Below are 23,742 nucleotides of genomic sequence, written 5' to 3' on the forward strand. Positions count from 1 at the left end.
CGCGGATTGCCATAACTTTGTACATTACTCGGGCGTTAGGCTTTGGGGCATAACCGCTCGTTTTCGTTTCACATTCAACCTGTTCCCTCGTGGATCTATTTGAGAAGATTGCCGCCAACCGCGGCCCGCTGGGTATCCATTCGCACTACGCGCACGGCTATTTCGCTTTTCCCAAGCTGGAAGGCGAGATTAAGCCGCGCATGATTTTCCGCGGTAAAGAGGTTCTCACCTGGAGCCTGAATAACTACCTGGGCCTGGCCAACCACCCCGAAGTGCGCCAGGCCGATGCCGAGGGCGCCGCCGAATACGGCATGGCCCTGCCCATGGGCGCGCGCATGATGTCGGGCAACTCCAACTTGCACGAGCAGCTGGAAAATGAACTGGCTGAGTTCGTCATGAAGCCGGACTGCATGCTCCTGAACTTCGGCTACCAAGGGGTAGTGAGCATCATTGATGCCATGGTCGGCCGCCACGACGTGATTGTGTACGACGCCGAGTCGCACGCCTGCATCATTGACGGGGTGCGCCTGCACGCGGGCAAGCGCTTTGTGTACGTGCACAACGATATGGCCAGCCTGGAAAAGCAGCTGGAGCGGGCCAAGCGCATCACCGACGAAACCGGCGGTGGCATCCTCGTTATTACGGAGGGTGTATTCGGCATGTCGGGCAATCAGGGCGACCTGCGCGGGGTAGTAGCGCTGAAGGAGAAATACCAGTTCCGCCTGTTCGTAGACGACGCCCACGGCTTTGGTACGATGGGCACTACGGGGGCGGGTACGGGCGAAGAACAAGGCATTCAGGACGGTATCGACCTTTATTTTTCGACGTTTGCCAAGAGCATGGCTAGCATCGGAGCCTTCGTGGCGGGCCCCGAGAACGTAATTGAATATTTGCGCTACAACATGCGCAGCCAGATTTTCGCCAAAAGCCTGCCCATGCCGCTGGTCGTGGGCGCTCTGAAGCGGTTGGAGCTGCTGCGCACCCGCCCCGAGCTGAAGGAAAACCTCTGGACCATTGTGCGGGCCTTGCAGAGCGGCCTGCGCGAAAAAGGCTTCAATATTGGCACGACTTCCTCGCCCGTAACGCCCGTGCTGCTAGAAGGCCAGATTTCCGATGCAACCCAGGTAACGTTCGATCTACGTGAGAATCACGGCATTTTCTGCTCTATTGTGGTGTATCCGGTGGTACCGAAGGGGGTAATTATGCTGCGCATTATTCCTACGGCCTCCCACTCGCTCGATGACGTGGCCATTACCATCAAGGCCTTTGAAGCGGTGCAGGAAAAGCTCAACAAAGGGCTTTACTCCAAAGCTGAGGTTCCTGCCGGGCTGCAGAACTAGATTCGGCTTCGCTAAGTGCAAAAGCCAGCCTCCAGCGCGGAGGCTGGCTTTTGTTTTGGTACTATTCCTAGGTGGGGGTCTTGGTTGCTAGGCCTAGTGAGGAGGTAGGAATAAGTAAAAAGTGCCTTATCTGGCCCGAAAACGGGTTTAAAAAAAAACTTGGCAACTTGCTTGTATTTGAAATCCCTGTATATTAGGGCCGGTTAAACACATTTTTCCACACCAACTAACCCCTCCCAAATGAGCAATTTTAGCCAACTGAAAGACCTCGTGATGTCGCTGGAAGCTGACTTCGAGAAGTTCTACGACAAGGGCAACTCGGCCGCTGGCACCCGCGTGCGCAAGGGCATGCAGGAGCTGAAGAACATGGCCCAGACCATCCGCACGGAAGTGCAGAACAAGAAAAATGACGGTGGTGGCGACGCTGCTCCCGCCAAGGCTGCTCCGGCTAAGAAAGCCGCTGCTCCGGCCGCTAAGAAAGCTGCTCCTGCTAAAAAGAAGTAGTTCGGCACCGCAGTTCCTGCGGTGTGAACTACGCTGAGTGAGGCCCTACCGATTATCGGTGGGGCCTTATTGTTGCTGGCAGGGGTAGGAAGTGGCCTGTTTACTCCCGCCTGTATCCTTCTCGCACCATTCGGAATAGCATAGCATGCCGGAAACAGAAATGAGTAGAGAGTGCCGTCAACAAACTAGCCGGGCCAACAGCACAAACCCCCGACGCCTTGGTAGCGTCAGGGGTTCAGGTGTATCGGTTAAGAAGGAGTAGGCCCTGGCCTACGGTCCGCTAGACTACTTTGATGAGGTAGTAGTTCTTCTTGCCTTTCTGGGCCACGATGTACTGATTCAGCAGCAAGGGCACCTCCGTGGCTTGCTGCTCCAAGGTAGCCTTGGCGCGGTTAAGGCTAACGCCACCGGCCTGCACCATCTTCTTGGCTTCGCCCTTGGAGGGAAAAATAACGCTGTTCGTGGCCTCGCTCAGCAGGCTGATAATGTTCTGCTCGGTTAGGGCGGCGCGGGAAACCTCTACGTGGGGAACCCCGGCAAACACGTCCAGCAGTGTCGCTTCATCCAGGCTAGCTAGCTCGCCGCCGCCAAAGAGCACCTGCGAGGCTGCCAGCGCCGCTTCGTAGGCGGCTTCGCCGTGCACCCGAATGGTCACGTCTTTGGCCAGAGCTTTCTGCAGGGTGCGCAGGTGGGGCGCTTGGGCGTGCTCGGCTTCCAGAGCTTCGATTTCCTGCTGGGGTAGCAGCGTGAATACGCGGATGAGGCGGGGCGCATCGGCGTCGGCGGCGTTCAGGAAGAACTGGTAGAACTGGTAGGGCGAAGTCATGGCGCCGTCGAGCCAGACGGTGCCAGTTTCGCTCTTGCCGTACTTGGTGCCATCGGCCTTGGTGATGAGCTGGCCGGTAAGGGCGTAGGCTTTACCCTCGCCGCCCGACATACGCCGGATCAGTTCGGTGCCCGTAGTGATGTTGCCCCACTGGTCGGAGGCGCCCATTTGCAGGGTAGTGCCCAGTTCTTTGTAGAGGTGGAAGAAGTCGTAGCCCTGCAGCAGCTGGTAGCTGAACTCGGTGTAGCTCAGGCCTTCCGCGCCCGACTCTTCGTTGCCGCTGATGCGGCGCTTCACGGAGTCCTTGGCCATCATGTAGTTCACCGTGAGGTGCTTGCCTACCTCGCGCAGGAACTGCAGAAAGCCGAATTCCTTAAACCAGTCGTAGTTGTTGACCACCTGGGCACCCGTAGGCGAATCGTCGAACACCAGAAACTTCTCCAGCTGGGCCCGAATGCCGGCCTGGTTGCGACGCAACGCGTCCTCATCCAGCAGGTTACGTTCCGCCGACTTGCCCGAGGGGTCCCCAATCATGCCGGTAGCGCCGCCCACCAGAGCCAGGGGCCGGTGGCCGGCCCGCTGCAGGTGCACCAGCAGCATAATGGTGGCCAGGTTGCCGATGTGCAGGGAGGGCGCCGTAGGGTCGAAGCCGATGTAGCCGGTGATGGGCGCGTTCTGGCGCAAGTGCTCATCGGTTCCGGGCATCATGTCGTGAAACATGCCCCGCCAGCGCAGTTCTTCTATTAAGTCCAAGGGTGAATGAGGAATGAGGAGTGAAGAATGAAGAATTAGGCTTGGCCGATAGGTAGCAGCTAAGTTTCTGCCGAATTGAAGCAGAGGGCCGGGCCCGCGCAATTCTTACTAATCAGTCCGCAAAGGTAAGAGGCAGGCCGTACCTTTGAGTAAGAAGAGTTGCCCAGTTTAGTACGCCTGCAGTTCTTCATTCCTCATTCCTTATTCTTCATTAGAAATTGACCCTCACCGCCGACGAGATTCTCAAGCAGCTCCAGCAGCGGCAGTTTGCACCCGTGTATTTCCTGCAGGGGGAGGAGCCTTACTATATTGACCTGGTAGCTGATCTGCTGGAGAAAAATGTGCTGCAGGAGCACGAAAAGGGCTTTAACCAGGTAGTGCTCTACGGTAAGGATACCGATGTGGCTGGCATCCTGGGCCAGGCCAAGCGCTTCCCTATGATGGCGGAGCGCTCCGTCGTCATCGTAAAGGAAGCCCAGGCTGTGGCTGATTTGGAGGCCGAAAAGTCGTGGCCGTTTCTAGAGGCTTACCTCAAAAACCCGCTGCAAAGCACGGTGCTGGTGTTGTGTTACAAGCACAAAACCCTCGATGCGCGCAAGAAGCTGGGCAAGCTGCTCACCGGCGACAAAAACAACCCCGCCCCAGCCGGTACGGTGCTGCTGACCAGCAAGAAGCTCTACGACAACCAGGTGGCGCCCTGGCTCACGAACTACGTACGCGGCAAGGGCCAGCAGATTACGCCCCAGGCCACCAACATGCTGGCCGAGTACATTGGAGCGGAGCTAGGTAGGCTCACGAACGAGGTGGATAAAATGCTGATTAACCTGCTGCCGGGCCACAGCATTGATGAGGACCTGGTGCAGCGCATGGTGGGCATCAGCAAGGAGTACAACATCTTCGAGCTGCAAACGGCCCTAATCCGGCGCGACGTGCTCAAGGCCAACCGCATCCTGCTCTACTTCGAGGCCAACCCCAAGAATAACCCGCTCATCCCGAACCTGACGCTGCTGTTCAACTACTTCTCCCGCCTCTTGGCCCTGCACCAACTGCCCAACCCCACGGAAGCCGACTGGAACAAGCTGGGCCTGCGGAGCGCCTTCGCCCGTCGCGACTACCAAACCGGCCTGAAAGTTTTTCCTTTCGAACGCACCCGCGACATCGTGCACCTCATCCGCCGCGCCGACGGCCAAAGCAAAGGCATCGACTCGGGCTCCATGACCGACGGCGAAATCCTGCGGGAGCTGGTGTGGCTGATTTTGCACCCGGTGCCCCTGCACGCCGTGGTGGGGATGTAAAGACGCAATATGTTGTGTCTCCTTGTCGGTTAAGGTGGTCAGAACTGCTCAGGGCCAGTTGTTCCACAACAGGACACGATACGTTGCGCCTTTACTGTGAGCGAATTCCCTCTTCTCGCACGGTCTGGTCGTTACGGCGCATTCTGAAACGTTGTCCTCAAAGTCATGTGTCCTGATTGCTTCTCGGCTGGTATATACTCTTTTCCATCGTGGTGGGAGTACGAGGCGTTTGAGCAGCAACTGTTACGCAAGCCGCTGGAGTTGCTACCCGCCTATGAAGCAGCGGTAACGGAACGTACGATCCGCTACCGCTGCTTAAGCTGCCAGGAAGTATGGGTGCTTTCAGAGCCGGAAAATTCCTGGCGCGGTTACTTTTTGCCAGAAAAGTTAGCCACTAGGCACAGTGATAAGCTCGGTAAGCAGGACAAACTCAGGCGTACAGGTTGCCTCGCCTTACTGGGCATGCTGCTTGCCTTCATCCTATTAAAATGGCTCACCTGAGTGCGCTAGCCCGCCCGCGACTTGGCGGCGTAGTATAGATACCGAACCAAAGGAAAAATTTCCACGTTAATCGGAAAAATTTCCCTAAGTTCAACCTGTCAAACTGTAACACCTATGGCTGCCACTGCTCACCTCCCCAAAATTACCGCCACTATGCCCGCGGCCCTGCGCAAAAAGTGGGCGGCTTGGGGCCAAGCCGGGCAGGATTCCTTTGCCCTGGTAATGGAAGCCCGCAAAGGGGTGCCAGCGGCCACGGCGTTTGAGGTAGCGGAGGCGTTTCAGCTGCAGGCCAACGAGCTGGAAGCCATCTACGAGCTTTCCACGAAAACCCTGCGTACATACTCGCAGGAAAAGAAGCCTCTCAGTGCCGCTAGCAGCGAGAAAACCCTGAAAATCATTAGTCTCTACAACCTGGGACTGGAAGTATTCGGGGAGGCGGCCGCGTTTTTGCGCTGGCTGGACAAGCCCGCCCACGGCCTCGACCAGGAGGTGCCGCTGCGCCTGTTGGAAACCAGCGGGGGCATTGATTTGGTGGCCGAGGAGCTAACCCGCATTGCCTACGGCGACTTATCGTAGCCTCCCGGTATGCTGGTGTACCGCATCTGCCTGGCCAAATACGCCGACGACCTGTTTGCCTCCGGCTACCGGGCCCGCTGGAATTACAAGGATCAGTTCGTGATTTACACGGCCTCCTCGCGGGCCCTGGCCTGCCTTGAGAATGTAGTGCACCGGAGCGGGGAAGGCCTCAACGACCAGTTTCGGGTGCTGGTGATTGACGTGCCCGATGAGCTGGCAATCGAAGAAATAGGCTTGACCCAGCTGCCTAAAAATTGGGAAAAGGCCAGCCGCTACGCCCTGTGTCAACCTCTCGGGGCGGCGTGGTACGCGGCGCGGCAGTCGGCGGTGCTGCGGGTGCCCTCGTCCATTATCCCGCAGGAACACAACTACATCTTGCACAGTCGCCACCCCGAGTTCAAGCGCATTCAGATAGTGGGGCGGGAGGAGTTCAGCTTCGACTCCCGCATTAAAGCCGCCGATGTGGGGTAGAATGAACATAAAGTGGTAGAGACGCAACACTTAGGTTACGCTGCCCTTCGGTTCGCGTCTCCCGTTAAAACGGCCCCTACAAGCTGTCATTCCGAGCAGCGCGAGGAATCTGGATTAAGCCGTTGAATGATGAACCCAGATTCCTCGCGCTGCTCGGAATGACAATAAATACCCTCAGCAACGACCAGACGCGACGTGTCGCGTCTCTACACCGACCAACGAAGCGGGAGCAATGCCCAACATGCCGGAGCCTTCCTACGCCCATCAGTTCACGTTCCCCGGGGGCAGCATTCCTGACCTAACCAGCGCCATCATTGAGCAACACGGCAGCGCCGATACGTTGCCCGAGAGCCGGGCGCTGAATACAGTGACGCCCGAGGACCTGACCGTAAACTACGGGAGGTTTGGCCTAGGCGGGGTAGGGACGGAGGTCGTGGTAACCCAAAACCAAAACTTGACAGTGTGCTGCACCTGCGCGGCCCCGGCCGGGCGGTTGTGCGCGCACGAGGCCCTGGTGCTGCTGGCCCTGGTGCAGCGCCGGGAGATACGAATATTTTTTGATGCCCCGCTGCGCCAAAGCCGGCTGCGCACCGTGGCCCGGGACTACGGGCTAGACCAGCAACCCAACCTAGACGAGTACTTCCAGTTAACCTACGCCGAGGGTCAGACCAGCATTACGCCCCGGCAGGCCGATTTGCTACCTCTTACGGCCGCCACCAAGCAGGAGCTGCTGCACCAGCTCCTGCCCGCCAAGCGGCAACTACCTCCGGCGGAGCCCGCCAGTATGCGGGCCGTGCTGCTAACCCGGCACCGCTACTACGGCCACCTGACGCTCCAGCTCATCGAAGCCGAAACCACCGCCGCCGGCAAGCTCCGCAACCCCCTGACGGCACTGAACCCGCTGGATGGCATCTGGAGCGTGTCGGACCCCGAGGTGCTCAAGTTTTACACCGGTCTGGCGCGCTTTCAGCACAACTACGAGGAGGAGCGCTCCGCCCAGGCTCTGGAGGCGTTGCGGGCGGTAGTGAAAAATCCGCTGGGGTTGCCCGTGTTTGCCCACCAGGCCGCCCAGGGCGAGAGGCCCACGGCTCAATCGGTGGCGCCGGTGCGGGTGCACACGGCCCGGCTGGAGCTGCGCCTGCTGGTAACGGAACAGGGCGAGTTCTACCGGGTGTCGGGCCAGCTTTCGGTGCTCGATCAGCTGCTGGATTTAAAGGACGTGGCCATGCGCTACGACTACTTTGTGGCGGTGCACGAGGAATTATACCTGCTCGATGACCTGGACGTGTGGCGGGTGGTGGAGTTCTTTAAGAAGCGCAGCAATACGCTGCTGCTGCACCAAAGCAAGTTTGCGGAGTTTCAGCAGGATGTGCTGGCCGGCCTCGAAGACAAGCTGCACATTCACTACACCTACGTGCGGCCCGCCACGCGCCAGCAGCTGGCCCTGGGCGGCTACGAGCAGGAGCCCAAGCCGCTGCTCTACCTTTCCGAAGCCGGCCCGCACGTGGAAGTGCTGCCCGTGATGCGCTACGGCGAGCGGGAGGTGTCGGTGCTCTCACGCAAGCAGCTGCAGGACATGGATGCGCTAGGCCAGACCTTCGCCGTGGAGCGCGACACCGCGGCGGAACTTCGGGTGCTGAAGGCCCTGATGCGGCACTACCCTCACTTCGAGGAGCAACTCCAGCTCGACGCCCTGTACGTGCCAAAAAAGCAGTTTCTAGACGAGGACTGGTTTCTGGAGGCCTTCGAGGACTGGCGCACCCAGGGCATTACCATTCTGGGCTTCAACCAGCTCAAGGGCAACCTTCTCAACCCGCACAAGGCCCAGATTACGGTGCAGGTGAGTCGGGAAACCAACTGGTTTGATACCGAGCTGCGCGTGCGCTTTGGCAAGCAGCAGGCTACCCTGCCCCAGCTCCACCAGGCCGTGCGCAACCAGCGCCGCTACGTTACCCTCGACGACGGTACCCGCGGCATTCTACCCCAAGAATGGCTCGATAAGTTCACGCGCTACTTTGCCGCCGCGGAGGTAGTAGAAGAGCAGCTCCGCACGCCGGCCGTCAACTTTGCGGCGGTGGAAGAGCTGTATCAGCCCGAGGAACTCACTCCCGAGGCCCGCGCCCAGCTGGCCGACTACCGAGCGGCCCTGGCTGATTTCGGCGGCATTCAGACCGCGCCCGTGCCGGCCGGGCTGCAGGCTACCCTGCGCGACTACCAGCGCCAGGGTCTGAACTGGCTGAATTTCCTGGATACCTTCCACTTCGGGGGCTGTCTGGCCGATGACATGGGCCTGGGCAAAACAGTGCAGGTGCTGGCTTTCCTGCTGCTCCAGCGCGAGAAAGGGGAGCGGGCCGCCAACTTGGTGGTAGTGCCCACCTCCCTGGTATTCAACTGGCAGGCCGAGGTAACCAAATTCGCGCCCTCCCTGCGCGTACATACCCTGCACGGAGCCAGCCGCGCCAAGGAGGTAGCGGGGTTTGACGGCTACGATATTGTGCTGACCACGTACGGCACGCTGGTAGCCGACGTGCGCGCCCTGCAGGAATATGCCTTTAACTACGTGATTCTGGACGAGGCACAAGCCATTAAAAACCCCGATTCCCAGCGCTACAAGGCAGCGCGCCGGCTGCAGGCCCGCAACCGACTGGTGCTCACGGGCACGCCCCTGGAAAACAATACCTACGACATCTACGGGCTACTCTCCTTTGCTTGTCCGGGCTTATTGGGCAGTCGGGCCCACTTCAAAGCCCATTTTGCTACCCGCATCGACAAGTTCAAGGACGAGAGCCAGGCCCGGGCGCTCCAGCAGAAAATCCGGCCCTTCGTGCTGCGGCGCACCAAGGCCCAGGTAGCCCCCGAGCTGCCCGACAAAACCGAAATGGTGCTCTACTGCGACATGGGCCCCGAACAGCGCCGGGTGTACGAGGCCTGCAAGGAAGACTACCGCAACCTGCTGCTGGGCCGCCGCGAGGATGTGCAGGGCAAGGACCACATGCACCTACTCCAGGGCCTCACCCGCCTGCGCCAAATCTGCAACTCGCCGGCTCTGCTCCCCGACGGGCCCGGTTTTGGCGCGGCCTCGGCCAAGCTGGAGGTGCTGCTGGAGGAACTGCAGAACCACGCGCCCCAGCACAAAATCCTCATTTTCTCCCAGTTCGTGGGCATGCTCGACCTGATTCGGCCCATGCTGGAAGCCCACGACATTCCCTACCAGCAGCTCACCGGCCAAACCCGCCACCGGGCGGCGGTGGTGCGGGAGTTCCAGCAGAACGAGCAGGTGCGCGTGTTTCTCATCAGCCTGAAAGCGGGCGGCACCGGCCTCAACCTCACCGAGGCCGACTACGTGTACCTGGTGGACCCCTGGTGGAACCCTGCCGTGGAAAACCAGGCTATCGACCGCGCCTACCGCATCGGACAAACCAAGAAGGTAGTAGCCGTGCGCCTCATCTGCCCGCGCACCGTGGAAGAAAAAATCATGCAGCTCCAACAAACCAAGCGCGAGCTGGCCCAGGACCTGATCCGCACCGATGCCGCCCTGCTGAAAACCCTCTCCAGGCAGGAGTTACTGGAGTTGTTTAGCTAACATTGTCCTTCCGAGCAGGGCGAGGAATCTGGGTTAGCCTCTGGAGTGTAACCCAGATTCCTCGCCCTACTCGGAAGGACACCTATGTTGCGTTGGCAGCGTAGGCAAGGCCTACTTCTAATTCACCTGCTTTTTCCTATTCTATGGCCGAAAACCCCACCATGCAAGTGCTCGACATCATTGCCATGTCGCCGAAAGAAGTTTTCCTGGTAGGCCGGCTGGAAGGACCCATGAAGCCCGGGCTGTGGGAGCTGCGGCTGAATGAGGAGGTAGTAGCTACCCTGGACATTACGGGTGAGGCGCAGATTGAAGCCGGCCGCAAGGGCAAGCTCCAGCCGCCCCGCGTGGCCGTCAGCCGTACGCCCGTCGAGAAAAGCCGCTTCGACTTCACCCGCGACGAGGTAACGCTGGTGCGCCAGGGGTAGAGCCCCGCCGGCTGCTAGCGTTGCTGCAAGAACCGCAGCACAGCTTTATTAAACGCCTCCGGGGCCTCCTGAGGGGCGTAGTGGGTGGTGTTGGGAAGGATAACCACTTCGCTTTTAGGCAACGACTTCGCCAGGGCCCGGGTGTGGGCTTCCAGAATCACATCGTGCTGACCAGCCATAACTAGCGTAGGTGCAGTTACCCTTCGGAGCTCGGCAAAGGTCATCTGCGGCTCTTGCAGCAGCAAGCGTAGCAGCCGTGCCCGATTGGGGTTAGGAGCCTCAGCAAGTTGCTCCTGCTGGTGCTGCTTCCTGAGAAAAGCCAGAAAATCGGGCTCTATGGCCTCGGGCGTGGGGAAGAGGTTGGCACCCATGATGGCCAGGCGGCGCACGTAGGCAGGGTAGCGGAGCGCTAATTTCAGGGCGGTGTTGCCCCCGTCACTCCAGCCCAGAATGTCTACTTGGCGCAGATTGAGCGAGTCAAGCAACTGCCGCACATCCTCGGCAAACAAGTCGTAGGTGAAGGCGGCCGTGGTGTGGTCCAGGCTGCGGCCTTGGGCGCGGGTGTCTACTGCAATAACTTCGAAGTGCCGGGCCAGCTCGCCAATCTGCCGCTGAAACGCCGCAATGGATTGGCCGTTGCCGTGCAGCAGCAGGAGCGGAGTGCCCTTCCCGTACCGCTCGTAGTACAGCCTTCCGCCTTCTACGGCTACGTAGCGGCCTACCTGCGTATTCTCGCCGTAGCGTTGCGGGTTGGTCAGGCCTGGCATGGCATCGGCTGAGAGGTAGCGCAGATACCGCAGGCTGTCAGGTAGTTCATAGTCGGGGACTAGGGTAGCAGGGGTGGCTTTCCCGGCGCTGTAGGAGTCGGCGGTGAGGTAGAAGCTGAGGTAGCCAGGCTTGGTCTGTTGCCAGGCCGCCTGGCTTTTGCTGCGGGTGAGGATGCTGTGGCCCGGCGCCGGCACAGCCGAGACGCCAAAAGCCTTCGAGCTGCCTTCCTGGGCCTCGCTCTGCAGCCACTGGATGGTAACGGCTACCTCCCGCTGGCCCTGCAGCTGCACTTGGTAGGGCGCCAGATCTACCCGCACCCAGCCGCGGGGCTGGGTCACGTCGAAGCGCACATCCTGCCGCAGCAGGGGCTGGTCGGGTAGGCCGGCTTTCACGCTGTACAGGTTCAACCGGAACTTCACGGATTTGAACCGATTGAAGGCCACGTGCAGGTTAAAGTCACGCAGGCGGCAATCCTGGTCAATGCCAATGATGGTGCCCTGTTCTTTGGCCAGCGCGTCGCTCACCAAATCGGCCTCGGTGTACATGGCCGCCCCCATGAGCGTGGAGCTACTGGTGCGGCCAAAGGTTTTGGTTTTGACCATGCCCGGCCGCACCGTCACGGCCGCCAGCCTGACGCCGCTAGAACGCAGCAGTACTACCTGCCCAGCGGCCTGCAGCGTAGCCGCGGAAACAGTGGCCGTCTGGTAGCCCACGCAGGAAATCAGCACGGGTTCGGGCTGGGCGCCGGGAGTAGTAAACTGAAAACGTCCCTGCGTATCGGCCACCGTCCCTAGGGGTTTGCCTGCTACGCCTACCGAGGCAAACGGCACCGGGGCCTGGGTCTGCGCATCAAGCACGGTGCCTTGCAGCAAGGTTTGGGCAAGTAGATGGGGGGTAGTAACTAAACTCAGCAGGCAGAGTAGACTCGTAAACAGATGCATGGAAAGGAGGTAGGGAGCTGGCTAAGGGAGCCGCCCGGCGGGCGGAAGGTTGCCTTGAACCACCCGAGTGCCCGGTTTGGCTTAGTATCGCTCCTCGTTGCGTGCCGAGCTTAGCTCCAGCAGATATTCGCAGGCTTTGCGAAACTCATCCCGCTTATCCGGGCTGTGGCGAAACACCATGTGGTAGCCGTTGGCTTGGTGGGATTCGAATACCCAATAAGCCCCATCCGTTGCGGTAGATGACTCGCAAGGCGGCAATTGCTGAAAGCTACTCGTCGCTAGCAGCTGTTCAACCTGTTGCCACTGCCGCGGCGTAATAGAATGAATAGTCTCTAGCTGAGGTAGCGGCTCCGCTGGACGGTTATGTTCGGCTAGTTCGCGCTGCACCTTTGGGGCTTTGCGTTTTGCATCGAATTCCTGTTGTAATCGTGCAGTTTCAGCTTGCGAGGCGGTAGGTGGAACGAACAGAATTTGCTCAAGCCTGGGCGCTGTAGCCGATTTAGTGAGAAACTGGGTCCGTAACGTGGCGCCGCCGGCCTGCTGAGTGAGCGTCAGCAGTACGGGCCGGTGGAAGGAGCGCAGCCACAGAAATCGATAGGTATCGTTGCCCAGGTAATAGTTCGACAATACTGGAGCCTTAAAGAAAAACAGATTGGCCGAGGCAGAAGCCAACGCCATCTGACAGTAAGCGGTCTGCGAATACTGCATTTTATCCGTCAACTGATCAACAGAAGGTAAAGCTGCCGGAAAGTAAAATGTGGTGGAGTCCCGGGGCCGGCCCTGAGCATCGGAAATGGCGGGGTTTTGCGGGTAGGATGAAGTAGGAGCAGAGGCTCCACCGAGGCAGAGGCCGGTAAGCCCAGCGAGCAAAGCAGAATAGAACCGTTGCATAGAGCTAGTAGAGAAATAGACTCCCCAAGCACGGTAGAATCCTTGGGTTTTCTACACCAAACCTACCCGGCACCGCGTTACCACCGGCAAAAAGGCCCCTTTCCGGGCAACCTCGGCCGAACTTTTCGCTACTTTTGGCTGATTCCCGGTGCCCTGGCGGCGCCGGCCTCCCTTGTGCGTAACGCTTTCTGATGAAACTATTCCCCCGCCTGGCGCTGGCCGCCTCCCTTTCCGCTGCCGCCCCCCTGGCCGCGCAGGCCCAGCAAACGCAGGTGTTCACCGCCGACGAACGCCACTACCAGGAAGGCCTCGAACTCTTCGACCGCGGCAAGTACGGCGCGGCCCAGCAAGCCTTCCAGCGCTACCTCGACCTCACCCAGCGCCGCACCGGCGAGCTGGCCCCCGGCCGCACCACCGATGCCGAGTACTACTACGCCGTGTCGGGCCTGTACCTGTTCCACCCCGATTCGGAGTCGCGCATTCTGGCGTTTGCCACCAACAACCCGGCCCACCCCAAGGCTGCGCAGGCCTACTTCGAGCTGGGCAAGTTCTACTTCGATAAGAAGGACTATGTGAAGGCCATTGACTACCTGCAGAAGGTAGGGCCCGATAACCTTTCCGATGATCAGCGAGCCGAAGCCGAGTTCAAGCTAGGCTACAGCTATTTTGCTCAGAAGGAATTCGACAAGGCCAAGCTGCAGTTCGACCGTAACAAGGCCGGGGCCAGCGAGTACCGCTACGCCAGCTCCTACTACGCCGGCTACCTGGCCTACCGCGCCGGCGACTACGCCGGGGCCCGCAAGGACCTGGCCGTGGCCGAGCAGAACGACGCCTACAAGCCCGTGGTGCCGGCCGTGATGTCGCAGATTTACTATAAGGAAGGCGACTACGAGGGGCTGATTACCTACGGCACCCAGGCCCTGCAGCAAACCCCGCCACCCCAGAGCGCCGACGAAATTCAGCTGCTGGTAGGCGACGCCTACTACCAGAAGGAAGACTTCAAGCAGGCCGCCGAGTATTTCGATAAGTACGCTGCCGGCCGCAAGAGCATCGACCCCAAGGTGCAGTACAAGATTGGGTACGCCAACTTCAAGCAAGGCGACTTCAAAGGCGCTATCGGCAGCCTGAAGGGGGTAGCAGCCCGCCGCGACTCCCTGGGCCAGAATGCGGCCTACCACCTGGGCCTGAGCTACCTGAAAACCAGTCAGAAGCCGCTGGCCCTGAACTCCTTCGATGCGGCCCGTAAGGTGACGTTCGACAAGGTCATTACCGAAAACGCGACCCTGAAATACGCCCAGGTAAACTACGAGCTGGGCAACACCCAGGAAGTTATTGCCGCCCTGCGCGACTTCCCGAAGCGTTTCCCCCGCTCCAAAAACCAGGCGGCCGCTGATGACATTCTGAGCGAGAGTTTCCTGAACTCCTCCGACTACGCCCAGGCCCTCAACTACCTCGATAACCTCGACGAGCGGAGCACCAAGCTCAACGCTACCTACCAGCGCGTGGCCTACCTGCAGGCGGCTACCCTCTACAACAACAACCGCTACCAGGACGCGCTGCCGGTGCTCGATAAGAGCCTGAAGTACCCCCAGGACGACGCCCTGCGCGCTGCCGCTCAGGTGCTGAAAGGTGAAATCTACAGCTACGGCCAGCAGTACCAGCCCGCCATTACGGCCTACACGGCCGCCGCGCGCACAGCCCGCACCGGCTCGGCCTCCGAAACCGACTTCGACCAGAAGGCCCGCTACGGCCTGGGCTACGCCTACTACAACACCAAGCAGTACGACCGGGCCCGCCAGCAGTTCCAGGCCTGGCTCCAGGACGGCAGCGCCAAACCCGCCGACCCGAACTACTACGACGTGACCCTGCGCCTCGGCGACACTTACTACGTAGCCAAGCAGTACCAGCAGGCCCTAGATCAGTACAACAAAGTCATTCAGGCCAACGCCGCCGACAAGGACTACGCCTACTACCAGAAGAGCGTGACGCTGGGGCTGATGGGCCGCCGCGAGGAAGCCAGCAGCACCCTGAGTACCCTGCTGAAAACCTCGCCCACCTCGCGCTACGCCGATGACGCGGTGTACCAGCAGGCCCAGCTCGACTTCGAGGCCGGTTCGTTCCAGCCCGCCGTGGAGGGTTTCTCCCGCCTGATTACCAACCGCCCCAACTCCCCGCTGATTCCGCAGGCCCTGCAGAAGCGCGGGGTGGCCTACCAGAACCTGGAGCAGCACGCTAAGGCCGCCGAGGACTTCAAGCGCGTACTCAGCCAGTACCCGCGCACGAAGGCAGCCGGCAGCGCCATTTACAGTTTGCAGGAAAGCCTCTCGGCCCAGGGCAAAACCGAGGAGTTCGACCAGTACCTGGCTCAGTTCAAGCAGCAAAACCCCGACAGCAAAGCCACTGAAAGCGTGGAGTTTGAGGCAGCCAAGTCCTTGTACCTGGCGGAGAAGTACGCCCAGGCCATTCCGCGCCTGGAAACCTACCTGCAGCAATACCCCAGCACCACACTCTCGGCCGATGGCCGCTACTTCCTGGCTGATTCCTACCTGCGCACGGGTCGCAAAACCGACGCGCTGCCCCGCCTGAAAGCGGTGGTGGAGGAAGGCAAAAGTGAGTTCGTGAACCGGGCCGTGGGCCGGGTGGCTGATCTGGAGTTTGAAAACAAGAACTATCCCGAGGCGGCCCGCTACTACAGTCGTCTGCGCGAAGTATCCCAGAACAAGCGGGAGGTAGCCAACGCCGGCATCGGGCTGATGAAGAGCTACTACGAAACCGGCGACCTGGAAGGCACCCGCCGGGTAGCCCAGGAACTGCAGGCCCAGGGCGGCGCCTCGCTCAATGCCACCAACCTAGCCCTGCTCTACCTAGGCAAAGCCAGCTACAAAGCCGGCAGCCTGGAGCAGGCCATCGGGGAGCTAACTACCGCGGCCAACACGGCTAAGGATGAAAGCGGGGCCGAAGCCCAGTACTTGATTGCCAGCGCCCTCTACCAGCAGAAGAAGTACCCTGAAGCCCTGGACGCGGCCTACAAGAGCAACTCCGACTTCGCCAACTACGACCTGTGGCTGGGCCGGGCCTTCCTGCTGATTGCCGACGTGTACAAGGAGCAGAACGAAATCTTCCAGGCCCGCGCCACGCTCAACTCTATCATCGACAACAAATTCCCGGTAGCGGAAATCGTGGAGGGCGCCAAGCAGCGCCTGGCCGCCCTGCCTGCCGACCCGGCCGCCACGCCGGCCCCGAGCGCCCCCAAAACGCCGCCGGCCAAAACCACGCCCAAAGCCACCACCCCGACCACCAAACCGGCTACCGGCAAAACCACCAGCAAGCCCGCCACCGGCAAGACCCCGGTGCGCAGCTCCCTGGTGCCGAGCGACGTGCAACCCACCGATTCAACGACCAACTCCACGGCTTCCCCCCAAGAGGAATAGAACGCTGTAGAGACGCGACACTTCGCGTCTTCCCCGTTGACCAACTACCACCTGTCATTCCGAACCCAGTGAGGAATCTGGGTCGAACGCAAGAAGCTAACCCAGATTCCTCACTGGGTTCGGAATAACAAAGTAAGTAACCTCAGCAACCACGGAACGCAAAATATCGCGTCTCTACAGCGAGTCGATAGCTGCAGTAGTTCTGTAAGCTAGCAGGTGTAAAGTATTTAAAGTCAGAAAATAATAGGAGAGGAGGTGATGAGCAAGGATGAACATCAGAACGTCAGCCAAGCCCCAAAGCCCCAAGTCCCAAGACCCTATATGAAGCACAAACTACTGGCCGCCGCGGCCCTACTGACGACCACCGTTCCGGCTACCGAAGCCTGGGCGCAGAAGACGCGCGGCAAGATTGAAGACGCCGAAATTGAGATTGTGAAGGAGCGGGTGAACGAGCTGCCCGAGGCCACCCGCAACTTCGAGAAGGTGAAGGTGGAAGCCCCGACCAAAACCACCGAGGCCGTCGGCTACACCTACCCCGACTTCCGTTTGCCAGCCGACAAACTCAACCCCTCCGTGCGGGTACTGACCATCCGGCAGGAGGAACTGGCCCCGCTCACGGGCAACTACCTCAAGGCCGCCATCGGTAACTACGGCACCGCCTACGGCCGGGCCTACCTGCACAACACCCGCTCCGAGTCGGCTTCCTACGGCCTCGACTTCCAGCACCTCTCGTCCTCCCGCGGCCCCATCGACAAGAAGAACTCCAGTCAGGCCCAGACTAGCTTGGGGCTGAACGGGGAAACCTACAGCGGCCCCGTGGCATTGGGCGCCAAGGTGGACCTGGGCCGGGAGCGGTACAACTTCTATGGCTACAACCGCAACGTAGCCGATTTACCCACCCAGGATAGCATCAAGCAAGTATTCAAGCGCGCGGCCCTGAAGGTGTACGCCCGCAACCGCGCCCAGGACGCCGCTTTTCAGTACGACCTCGGCCTGGGCTTCAACTATTGGAGCGACTACTACCAAGCCCGGGAAAGCAACGTGTACGCCACCCTGCGCTCCGGCTACCGCCTCGGCGAAACCAGCCGCGTGAGCATCAACGGCGACGTGTCGTTTATCTCCCACAAGGATTCGCTGACGGTGAGCCGGCCTTTCGTGCAGGTTACCCCAGCTTACGAGGTGACCTTTAATCGGTTGGCGTTGTCGGTGGGCGCTACCCTGGGCTACACTGGCGACACCATTGGCCGGGCTCGGCAGTTCAACGCCTACCCAGCCGTGCGCGCCGCCTACACCGTAACCGAGGACAAGTTCGTGGCTTTTGCCGGCCTGGGTGGCGCCATCCAGCGCGTGACCATGTACGATTTGACCACTGAAAACCCTTGGCTGGCGCCCAACGTGCGGGTAGCCGACACCCGCCGCGGGCCTACCCTGTACTTTGGGTTCAATGCTACCCCGGCCCGGGCTCTGCAAGTGAATGCCCGCGTGACTCTGGCCAACGACCGGAACCTGTACTTCTACAACAACTCCCGCCGCGACTCCAGCAAGTTCGACCTCGTGTACGACCCCAAGGCGACTCAGCTAGTAAACGTGCACGGCGAAATTATCTATAACGCCGCCGAACAATTTCGCCTCGGTTTCAAAGCCGATTACAACGGCTATAACGTGAAAACCCTGGCCAAGGCCTTTCACCGCCCGGCCTTTCAGTCGGTGCTATTCGGTACGTATAACCTCTACGATAAGCTGCTGTTGGGGGGCGAATTGTACACCTACAGCTCCAGCTACGGAACAGGTTTGGTTAACGCATCCCGGATTGATCCAGGCTTCTCGCCCAAGATTCGCGCACCCCGTCCGACGGACGCCGTTATCGACCTGAATCTGCGCGCTGATTACCGCATTATGGAAAATCTGTCCATATTTGCTCTGGGCAACAACCTCATCGGCAAGAAGTACGAGCGGTTCCTGAACTACCCCGTGAAAGGAATCAACGTGCTGGCCGGCGTGACCTACGACTTTTAATCTGACCCTGATCTAATGCGGCAAGGCACCTCTAATCACCCGTCATCCTGAGCCCAGCGAAGGACCTTATCATGCCAGAACTAGTGACGTAACCACGTTCAATTCTGCCGGATAAGGTCCTTTGCTGTACTCAGAATGAGGGATGGTTGCTGTTTCATTTAGCCTGCCAGCACATTTCTTACGTACCCACCAAATGCTTTCTGACCATATCCGCACCTTGCTCCGGGACCATGACTGCGTCATCATCCCCGATTTCGGCGGCCTGATTGCCGACTATGCGCCCGCCCAGATTCATCCGGTGCGGCATACGCTGGCCCCACCGGCCAAGCGGGTGGCCTTCAACCAGTCCCTGACCCGCAACGACGGCTTGCTGGTTGATGCCCTGAGCCGGACGTTGAACGTGAGTACGGCCCAGGCCCGCCAACTGGTACGCGAAGCCGTGGTACGCATGGAGCAAGAGCTGGAAAATGGCCTGCGCACGGAGCTAGGCGGAGTAGGAATATTCCGGCGAGCCCCGGGCCGCGGCCTGGAATTTGAATACACGGGCGGGCAGAACCTGCTCAGCGCCAGTTTTGGCCTACCCGAGCTGGTTTCGCGCCCCGTGCGCGCGACGGATGCCTTGCTGGCCCGCGAGCGGCCCGCGCCGGCCCCGCTGCTAGCCTCGGCCCGGTCGGGGCGGGCGGTCCGGGTGCTGCGCACCCTAGGCATGGTGAGTATTGCCGGGCTGGTGCTGTCGGCCAACTATATCTTCGCCGATATGTTCGGCTACCTGCCTGACAACCTACGCCTTACGGCCTTATCGGGTAACGCTGCGGAGGCCTCGGCGGTTAATCCGGCCCCGCAGTCCACGCAGCGGCAGCAGGCGGCCCTTGCCGATCCGTCTTCAGAACTGGCTGCTACCCCCACGCCGCGCCTGAATGCTCCGGTTTCTGCCGCCACCGAAGACGAGTGGAACAATGCCGCTAGCGCGCCCTCAACTGCCAAGGCGGTGGTGGTAAAGCCTGCTGCTAAACCCGTAGTGGTGGCCAAGCCGGTGGTCCACGCAACTGTGCCAGCCGCCGCGCCCAAGCCAGCGGCGCCGGTAGCTGCTACCCCCGTGCAAACGGTGAAAGGTAAAGCGGCCAAACCCGCCAAGGCCAAGGCGCCGGGTTGGGAAAAAGCAGCCGCTACCAATGCAACCGCCGGAGCCTCTTCCGCGACAATTAAAAGCCGCACGGGCCGTTACTACATCGTGGCGGGCTCCTACACCAGCTTGGCCAACGCCGAGAAAGGTCGCCAGGCGCTGGTGCGCCTAGGCCACCCGGCCCGCGTAATTCTGCCCGCGCCCGGCAGCCGCCAGTTCATGCTATCCGTGGCCGACTACCCCGACCGGGCTTCGGCCGACCGCCAGGCTAGCATCCTGCGCAAGCGCATGGGCGACCTGTGGATTAAAAACTACTAAGCTCAAACTTGACTCACTAAATTGAAATTTTGAATAGCTAAAGCGCTCAGGCAAAGCCAACTAAGGCCTGTGTGTTTTAGCTATTCTTTTGCTTCTCACCTTATTCCACGCATGACGCACCTGCTCTCCCTGCTGCTGCAACTCCAGGTTGGCAGCGACGCGGCTCCCGCCGCTTCGCCCGCCGCGGCCGACTCGGCTGCTACCGCAGCCAACGCGGCGGCCAATGCCGCGCCCGGCCTCTCGCTCATCGACCTGATTCTGGCCGGGGGCTGGATTATGGTGCCGCTGTTTCTGCTGTTTTTCGTCTCCGTGTACATTATTCTGGAGCGTTACCTGACCATTCGGAAGGCCGGGGCCGTGCCGGAATCGTTTATGCCCGGCATTCGGGGGCTGATGGTAAAGGGAGATTTGCAGGGCGCCAAAATGCTGTGCGCCCAGAATCCCACGCCCCTGGCTCGCATGATTGAGAAGGGCATCCGCCGCATCGGCCTACCCCTCAAGGAGATTGAAACCAGCGTGGAAAACGTGGGTAAAATCGAAATTGCCCGCCTCGAGAAGAACATCAACGTACTGGGGATTGTGGCCGGTATTGCGCCCATGCTCGGTTTCGTGGGTACCATCATCGGCGTAATCAAAATCTTCTACGCCATCAGCTCCACCGGCGACTTCGGCATTGCCCAAATTTCGGGCGGTCTGTATACCAAAATGGTGACCTCGGCGGCCGGCCTGATCGTGGGTATCATCGCCCACATCGGCTACCACTGGCTCAGCATTATGGTGGAGCGCATGGTCTTCCGCATGGAGAACTCGGCCATCGAGTTCATGGATATTCTTCAGGACAACTAAAGGTGAAATTGTGAACTTGTGAAATGGTGAGTTTGACGTTCTGTACGCCCACTTCAAGCTAGTCCATCAATAGACTCACACCATTTCACAAGTTCGCAACTTCACAACCTCACTGCATGGATCTCAGCCGGCGCCGCAAGGTTTCCTCCCACGTCGAGACCAGCTCGATGAACGATATCATGTTCTTCTTGATGCTGTTCTTCCTGATTGTGTCGACGATGGTGAACCCCAACGTTATCAAACTCATGCTGCCCAACGCCCGCTCGGGCAAGCAGGCCATGAAGCAGCCCATCACGGTTTCCGTAGATGCAGCTGGTGCCTACTTTATTGACCGCCAGAACATTACTCCCGATCAGCTGGAGCCCGAACTGGCCCGCCGCGTACAGGGCCTGGAAAGCCCCACGGCTGTACTGCGCGTGGATGCTTCGCTGAACGTGCAGAAGCTGGTGGATATTCTGGAAATAGGCAACCGCCTCAAGATTAAGATGGTAATGGCTACTCAGGCCCAGCAAGCCTCGGGTAAGTAAGCCACCGCCCCAACCAGCGGCGCGTGAACCAGCGGAACTGGTTCGGCCGTTACCTGTAGCAAGACAAGCGCCCCGTCTGCCGTTTTTCGGAGCGGGGCGTATTGATTACCAGAAGTGGCCTGCCGGCGGTTAGCGGTGGGGTCGTTTCCTTAAAAGACAAGTCCCATGGCAACCGAATATCGGGAAGAGCACCGCCGGGAGGCCCTCTTGGGCACGGTGATGATTAATGCGGCCCTGGCTGCCCTGTTCTTCTTTACCGTGTTCAAAGGCCCCGATCCGCCCCTGGATGAGCTGGCCGGCGGCGACGGGGTGGAGTTGAACTACGGGGTAGATGAGGTAGGCTCCGGCGACATCCAGAGCCAAGCCCCCGCCAACGAGTCGCAGAACCGGGAGGACAGCCGCCCGCCGGCCGCCCAGCCCGACCCCACGCCGCCCCAACCCGTCGCCCAGCCCGACCCCACACCGCCCACTGAGGAGCGGGTAGTAACCAGCGAGGCCGAGGAAAGTCCCGTGACGGTGCCACCCGTGAAAAAGGTAGCCGAGGCGCCCAAGGAAGAAGTAAAACCCGAGCCTCCGCGCCCGAAAGTGGACCAGCGGGCCGTGTTCACGCCCCGCGCCAACCGCGCCGACGGCGGCGGCAACGGGGTGAACGGCACCAGCAACGCCCCCACCGGCAACAACAACGGCGACAACCCCGGTACCGTGGGCGACAAGGGCGACCCGCGCGGCACCTACGGCGGCACGGCTTATTCCGGCGAGCCGGGCAAGGGCGGCCGCGGCACCAGCCCCGGCAGCGGCGGCCTGGAAATGTCCGGTTGGGCCGTAGTCAGCAAGCCGGATGTTGTTGGGGTAGACAACAACTCCGGGTTTGTGCGCTACAAGATCAAAATCAACGCCGATGGGGAAGTGGAATCGGTAACGAAGGTTTCGGGGAACGTGTCACCTGCACAAGACCGTATGTGCCGCGATGCTCTGGAGAAGGTGGAATTCCGCCGCACCAGTTCCGCTGAGGGCGGGGCTACCGGCTTCTACACGTTCCGCTTTACGGTACAATAACTTTGGCATTCAGCGCATTCTGTGCATCAAGCAGAGACGAAGAAGCTGGATTCATCACAAGAGGCTAATCCAGATTCCTCGCTTCACTCGAAATGACAACCGAAAGCGCCGCCTTACTAGCTAGGGCGGCGCTTTCTGCATTATTCAGCAAGAACGCAAAGCAGGCGTAGGCGCTTACCTTTGCGCCCTGAAATTCTCGCTTCGTTTCCCATGACCTACCAGCAAACCCTCGACTACCTTTACCAGCAGTTGCCCATGTTTCAGCGGGTAGGGGAAGCGGGGTACAAGCCGGGGCTGGAGCGTACCGAGGCCCTGGCCGCGGCCATGGGCAACCCTGAGCGTACGTTTCGGAGCGTGCATGTGGCGGGCACCAATGGCAAGGGCAGCTCCTCGAACCTGCTGGCCGCGGTACTCCAGGCCGCTGGCTACAAAGTGGGCCTCTACACCTCGCCCCACCTCAAGGAATTCACGGAGCGCATCAAAGTAAACGGCCAGGACCTGGCGCCCGACTACCTCGTGGCCTGGGTGGAGCGCTGGCGCGGATTCTTCGATGAAGTGCAGCCCTCGTTCTTTGAAATGTGCGTGGCCCTGGCTTTCAGTTACTTCGCCGAGCAGCAGGTGGACATTGCCGTGGTAGAGGTAGGCCTGGGCGGGCGCCTGGATTCCACCAACATCATCCGGCCCCTGGTTTCCCTGATAACCAACATTAGCTTCGACCACCAGAATTTGCTGGGCAACACGCTACCCCAGATTGCGGGTGAAAAAGCTGGTATCATCAAGTCCGGCGTGCCGGCCATCATCAGCCAGACCCAGCCCGAAGTAGCCCCGGTATTTGAGCAGAAAGCCCGGCAGGAAGGCGCGCCGCTACTGTTTGCTGATGCCCACTACCGTGCCGAGCTGGTGCGGGAGCCTGCCCCCGAGGAGGACACGCAAGTGCTGCACCTAACGCGCGATACTGCACCTTACCTCGACAATGTCGACTTGGCCCTGGTGGGCGACTACCAACGCCTGAACCTGCCTGGTGTGCTGGCCGTGCTGGACGAGCTGCGCCGGCAGGGCTTCGTGATACCAGAAGTGGCCGTGCGCGAGGGTCTGCGGAACGTGCGCCGCCTCACCGGCTTCCGGGGCCGCTGGACGATTCTGGGCCGCCAACCGCTGGTAGTCTGCGACACGGGGCACAACGAGGCGGGAATACGCTTTATCACCGGGCAGCTGGCGCGGCTCCCGTACCGGCAGTTGCACTTCGTGTTGGGGGTAGTCAATGATAAGGACGTGAGTAAAATACTGAGCCTGCTGCCCCAGGATGCCACCTATTACTTCTGCCAAGCCAGTATCCCGCGGGCGTTACCCGCCGGGGAGCTAGCCGAGCGAGCCGCCGCCGCGGGGCTGCTCGGCCAAGCCTACGGGCCGGTATCGGCCGCCGTAGCTGCCGCCCGGGCCGCGGCCGAGCCCGATGATGTGGTCTTCATTGGGGGTAGTACCTTTGTGGTGGCCGAAATTGAAGAGCTGTAAGCTGTCATTCCGAGCGAAGGGAGGAATCTGGGTTAGCCT

16 protein-coding genes and 1 pseudogene are annotated in these 23,742 nt (G+C 60.3%); 14 read left to right on the top strand and 3 right to left on the bottom strand.

Annotated elements, in window-relative coordinates:
* Window positions 1-89 precede the first annotated feature (89 nt).
* The gene (locus MWH26_RS08280) at window positions 90-1,340 is read left to right on the top strand and encodes an aminotransferase class I/II-fold pyridoxal phosphate-dependent enzyme (RefSeq protein WP_247976827.1); all 1,251 of its coding nucleotides are present in this window, start codon (window positions 90-92) and stop codon (window positions 1,338-1,340) included.
* Window positions 1,341-1,580: 240 nt separating this feature from the next.
* Window positions 1,581-1,748 (top strand): annotated as a pseudogene (locus tag MWH26_RS20200) (BF3379 family histone-like protein); the annotation flags it as partial.
* A gap of 376 nt (window positions 1,749-2,124) precedes the next feature.
* Here the strand turns inward: MWH26_RS20200 and tyrS are convergent.
* Window positions 2,125-3,423, bottom strand: a complete 1,299-nt coding sequence (tyrS, locus tag MWH26_RS08290; RefSeq protein ID WP_247976828.1) for a tyrosine--tRNA ligase — start codon at window positions 3,421-3,423, stop codon at window positions 2,125-2,127.
* A 218-nt stretch (window positions 3,424-3,641) separates the two neighbouring features.
* On the opposite strand from tyrS, the gene holA reads away from it, so the two are divergent.
* The 5 genes from holA to MWH26_RS08315 all read left to right on the top strand — a co-directional run bounded on the left by holA (window position 3,642) and on the right by MWH26_RS08315 (window position 10,274).
* Window positions 3,642-4,718 (top strand): DNA polymerase III subunit delta, encoded by a 1,077-nt coding sequence (gene holA, locus MWH26_RS08295; protein ID WP_247976829.1) that lies wholly within the window; start codon window positions 3,642-3,644, stop codon window positions 4,716-4,718.
* Window positions 4,719-5,333: 615 nt separating this feature from the next.
* Window positions 5,334-5,795 (top strand): Xre family toxin-antitoxin system antitoxin, encoded by a 462-nt coding sequence (locus MWH26_RS08300; protein WP_244696127.1) that lies wholly within the window; start codon window positions 5,334-5,336, stop codon window positions 5,793-5,795.
* A gap of 9 nt (window positions 5,796-5,804) precedes the next feature.
* Window positions 5,805-6,266 (top strand): RES family NAD+ phosphorylase, encoded by a 462-nt coding sequence (locus MWH26_RS08305; RefSeq protein WP_247976830.1) that lies wholly within the window; start codon window positions 5,805-5,807, stop codon window positions 6,264-6,266.
* Window positions 6,267-6,498: 232 nt separating this feature from the next.
* The gene (locus MWH26_RS08310; RefSeq protein ID WP_247976831.1) at window positions 6,499-9,849 is read left to right on the top strand and encodes a DEAD/DEAH box helicase; all 3,351 of its coding nucleotides are present in this window, start codon (window positions 6,499-6,501) and stop codon (window positions 9,847-9,849) included.
* Between the two features lie 143 nt (window positions 9,850-9,992).
* Window positions 9,993-10,274: a hypothetical protein gene (locus MWH26_RS08315; RefSeq protein WP_247976832.1), complete on the top strand. Its 282-nt coding sequence runs from the start codon at window positions 9,993-9,995 to the stop codon at window positions 10,272-10,274.
* Between the two features lie 14 nt (window positions 10,275-10,288).
* Here MWH26_RS08315 and MWH26_RS08320 read toward each other — a convergent pair whose 3' ends face one another.
* Window positions 10,289-11,983 carry an alpha/beta fold hydrolase gene (locus MWH26_RS08320; protein WP_247976833.1) on the bottom strand — a complete coding sequence of 565 codons (1,695 nt, stop codon included), beginning with the start codon at window positions 11,981-11,983 and terminating at the stop codon, window positions 10,289-10,291.
* Window positions 11,984-12,064: 81 nt separating this feature from the next.
* Complete coding sequence (locus MWH26_RS08325; RefSeq protein WP_247976834.1) at window positions 12,065-12,703, bottom strand: hypothetical protein; 639 nt, start codon at window positions 12,701-12,703, stop codon at window positions 12,065-12,067.
* 362 nt (window positions 12,704-13,065) lie between these two features.
* Between MWH26_RS08325 and MWH26_RS08330 the strand changes: the two genes are divergently transcribed.
* From MWH26_RS08330 to MWH26_RS08360, 7 genes are all read left to right on the top strand, one after another.
* Complete coding sequence (locus MWH26_RS08330) at window positions 13,066-16,305, top strand: tetratricopeptide repeat protein (RefSeq protein WP_247976835.1); 3,240 nt, start codon at window positions 13,066-13,068, stop codon at window positions 16,303-16,305.
* A gap of 321 nt (window positions 16,306-16,626) precedes the next feature.
* Window positions 16,627-18,321 (top strand): TonB-dependent receptor, encoded by a 1,695-nt coding sequence (locus MWH26_RS08335; RefSeq protein WP_247976836.1) that lies wholly within the window; start codon window positions 16,627-16,629, stop codon window positions 18,319-18,321.
* 193 nt (window positions 18,322-18,514) lie between these two features.
* Window positions 18,515-19,762 carry an HU domain-containing protein gene (locus MWH26_RS08340; RefSeq protein ID WP_247976837.1) on the top strand — a complete coding sequence of 416 codons (1,248 nt, stop codon included), beginning with the start codon at window positions 18,515-18,517 and terminating at the stop codon, window positions 19,760-19,762.
* Window positions 19,763-19,873: 111 nt separating this feature from the next.
* Window positions 19,874-20,608, top strand: a complete 735-nt coding sequence (locus MWH26_RS08345; RefSeq protein WP_247976838.1) for a MotA/TolQ/ExbB proton channel family protein — start codon at window positions 19,874-19,876, stop codon at window positions 20,606-20,608.
* 116 nt (window positions 20,609-20,724) lie between these two features.
* The gene (locus MWH26_RS08350; protein WP_244696147.1) at window positions 20,725-21,135 is read left to right on the top strand and encodes an ExbD/TolR family protein; all 411 of its coding nucleotides are present in this window, start codon (window positions 20,725-20,727) and stop codon (window positions 21,133-21,135) included.
* Window positions 21,136-21,300: 165 nt separating this feature from the next.
* Window positions 21,301-22,191 carry a hypothetical protein gene (locus MWH26_RS08355; protein ID WP_247976839.1) on the top strand — a complete coding sequence of 297 codons (891 nt, stop codon included), beginning with the start codon at window positions 21,301-21,303 and terminating at the stop codon, window positions 22,189-22,191.
* A gap of 210 nt (window positions 22,192-22,401) precedes the next feature.
* Complete coding sequence (locus MWH26_RS08360) at window positions 22,402-23,703, top strand: bifunctional folylpolyglutamate synthase/dihydrofolate synthase (RefSeq protein WP_247976840.1); 1,302 nt, start codon at window positions 22,402-22,404, stop codon at window positions 23,701-23,703.
* Window positions 23,704-23,742: the final 39 nt, after the last annotated feature.

Source organism: Hymenobacter sublimis (assembly GCF_023101345.1).
Classification (GTDB): Bacteria; Bacteroidota; Bacteroidia; order Cytophagales; family Hymenobacteraceae; genus Hymenobacter; species Hymenobacter sublimis.

Bases quoted from the DNA above. Each gene is read 5' to 3' on its own strand.
- MWH26_RS08300 (WP_244696127.1), top strand. From the start codon at position 5,334: ATGGCTGCCACTGCTCACCTCCCCAAAATTACCGCCACTATGCCCGCG.
- MWH26_RS08305 (WP_247976830.1), top strand. From the start codon at position 5,805: ATGCTGGTGTACCGCATCTGCCTGGCCAAATACGCCGACGACCTGTTT.
- MWH26_RS08310 (WP_247976831.1), top strand. From the start codon at position 6,499: ATGCCCAACATGCCGGAGCCTTCCTACGCCCATCAGTTCACGTTCCCC.
- MWH26_RS08315 (WP_247976832.1), top strand. From the start codon at position 9,993: ATGGCCGAAAACCCCACCATGCAAGTGCTCGACATCATTGCCATGTCG.
- MWH26_RS08320 (WP_247976833.1), bottom strand. From the start codon at position 11,983: ATGCATCTGTTTACGAGTCTACTCTGCCTGCTGAGTTTAGTTACTACC.
- MWH26_RS08330 (WP_247976835.1), top strand. From the start codon at position 13,066: ATGAAACTATTCCCCCGCCTGGCGCTGGCCGCCTCCCTTTCCGCTGCC.
- MWH26_RS08335 (WP_247976836.1), top strand. From the start codon at position 16,627: ATGAAGCACAAACTACTGGCCGCCGCGGCCCTACTGACGACCACCGTT.
- MWH26_RS08340 (WP_247976837.1), top strand. From the start codon at position 18,515: ATGCTTTCTGACCATATCCGCACCTTGCTCCGGGACCATGACTGCGTC.
- MWH26_RS08345 (WP_247976838.1), top strand. From the start codon at position 19,874: ATGACGCACCTGCTCTCCCTGCTGCTGCAACTCCAGGTTGGCAGCGAC.
- MWH26_RS08350 (WP_244696147.1), top strand. From the start codon at position 20,725: ATGGATCTCAGCCGGCGCCGCAAGGTTTCCTCCCACGTCGAGACCAGC.
- MWH26_RS08355 (WP_247976839.1), top strand. From the start codon at position 21,301: ATGGCAACCGAATATCGGGAAGAGCACCGCCGGGAGGCCCTCTTGGGC.
- MWH26_RS08360 (WP_247976840.1), top strand. From the start codon at position 22,402: ATGACCTACCAGCAAACCCTCGACTACCTTTACCAGCAGTTGCCCATG.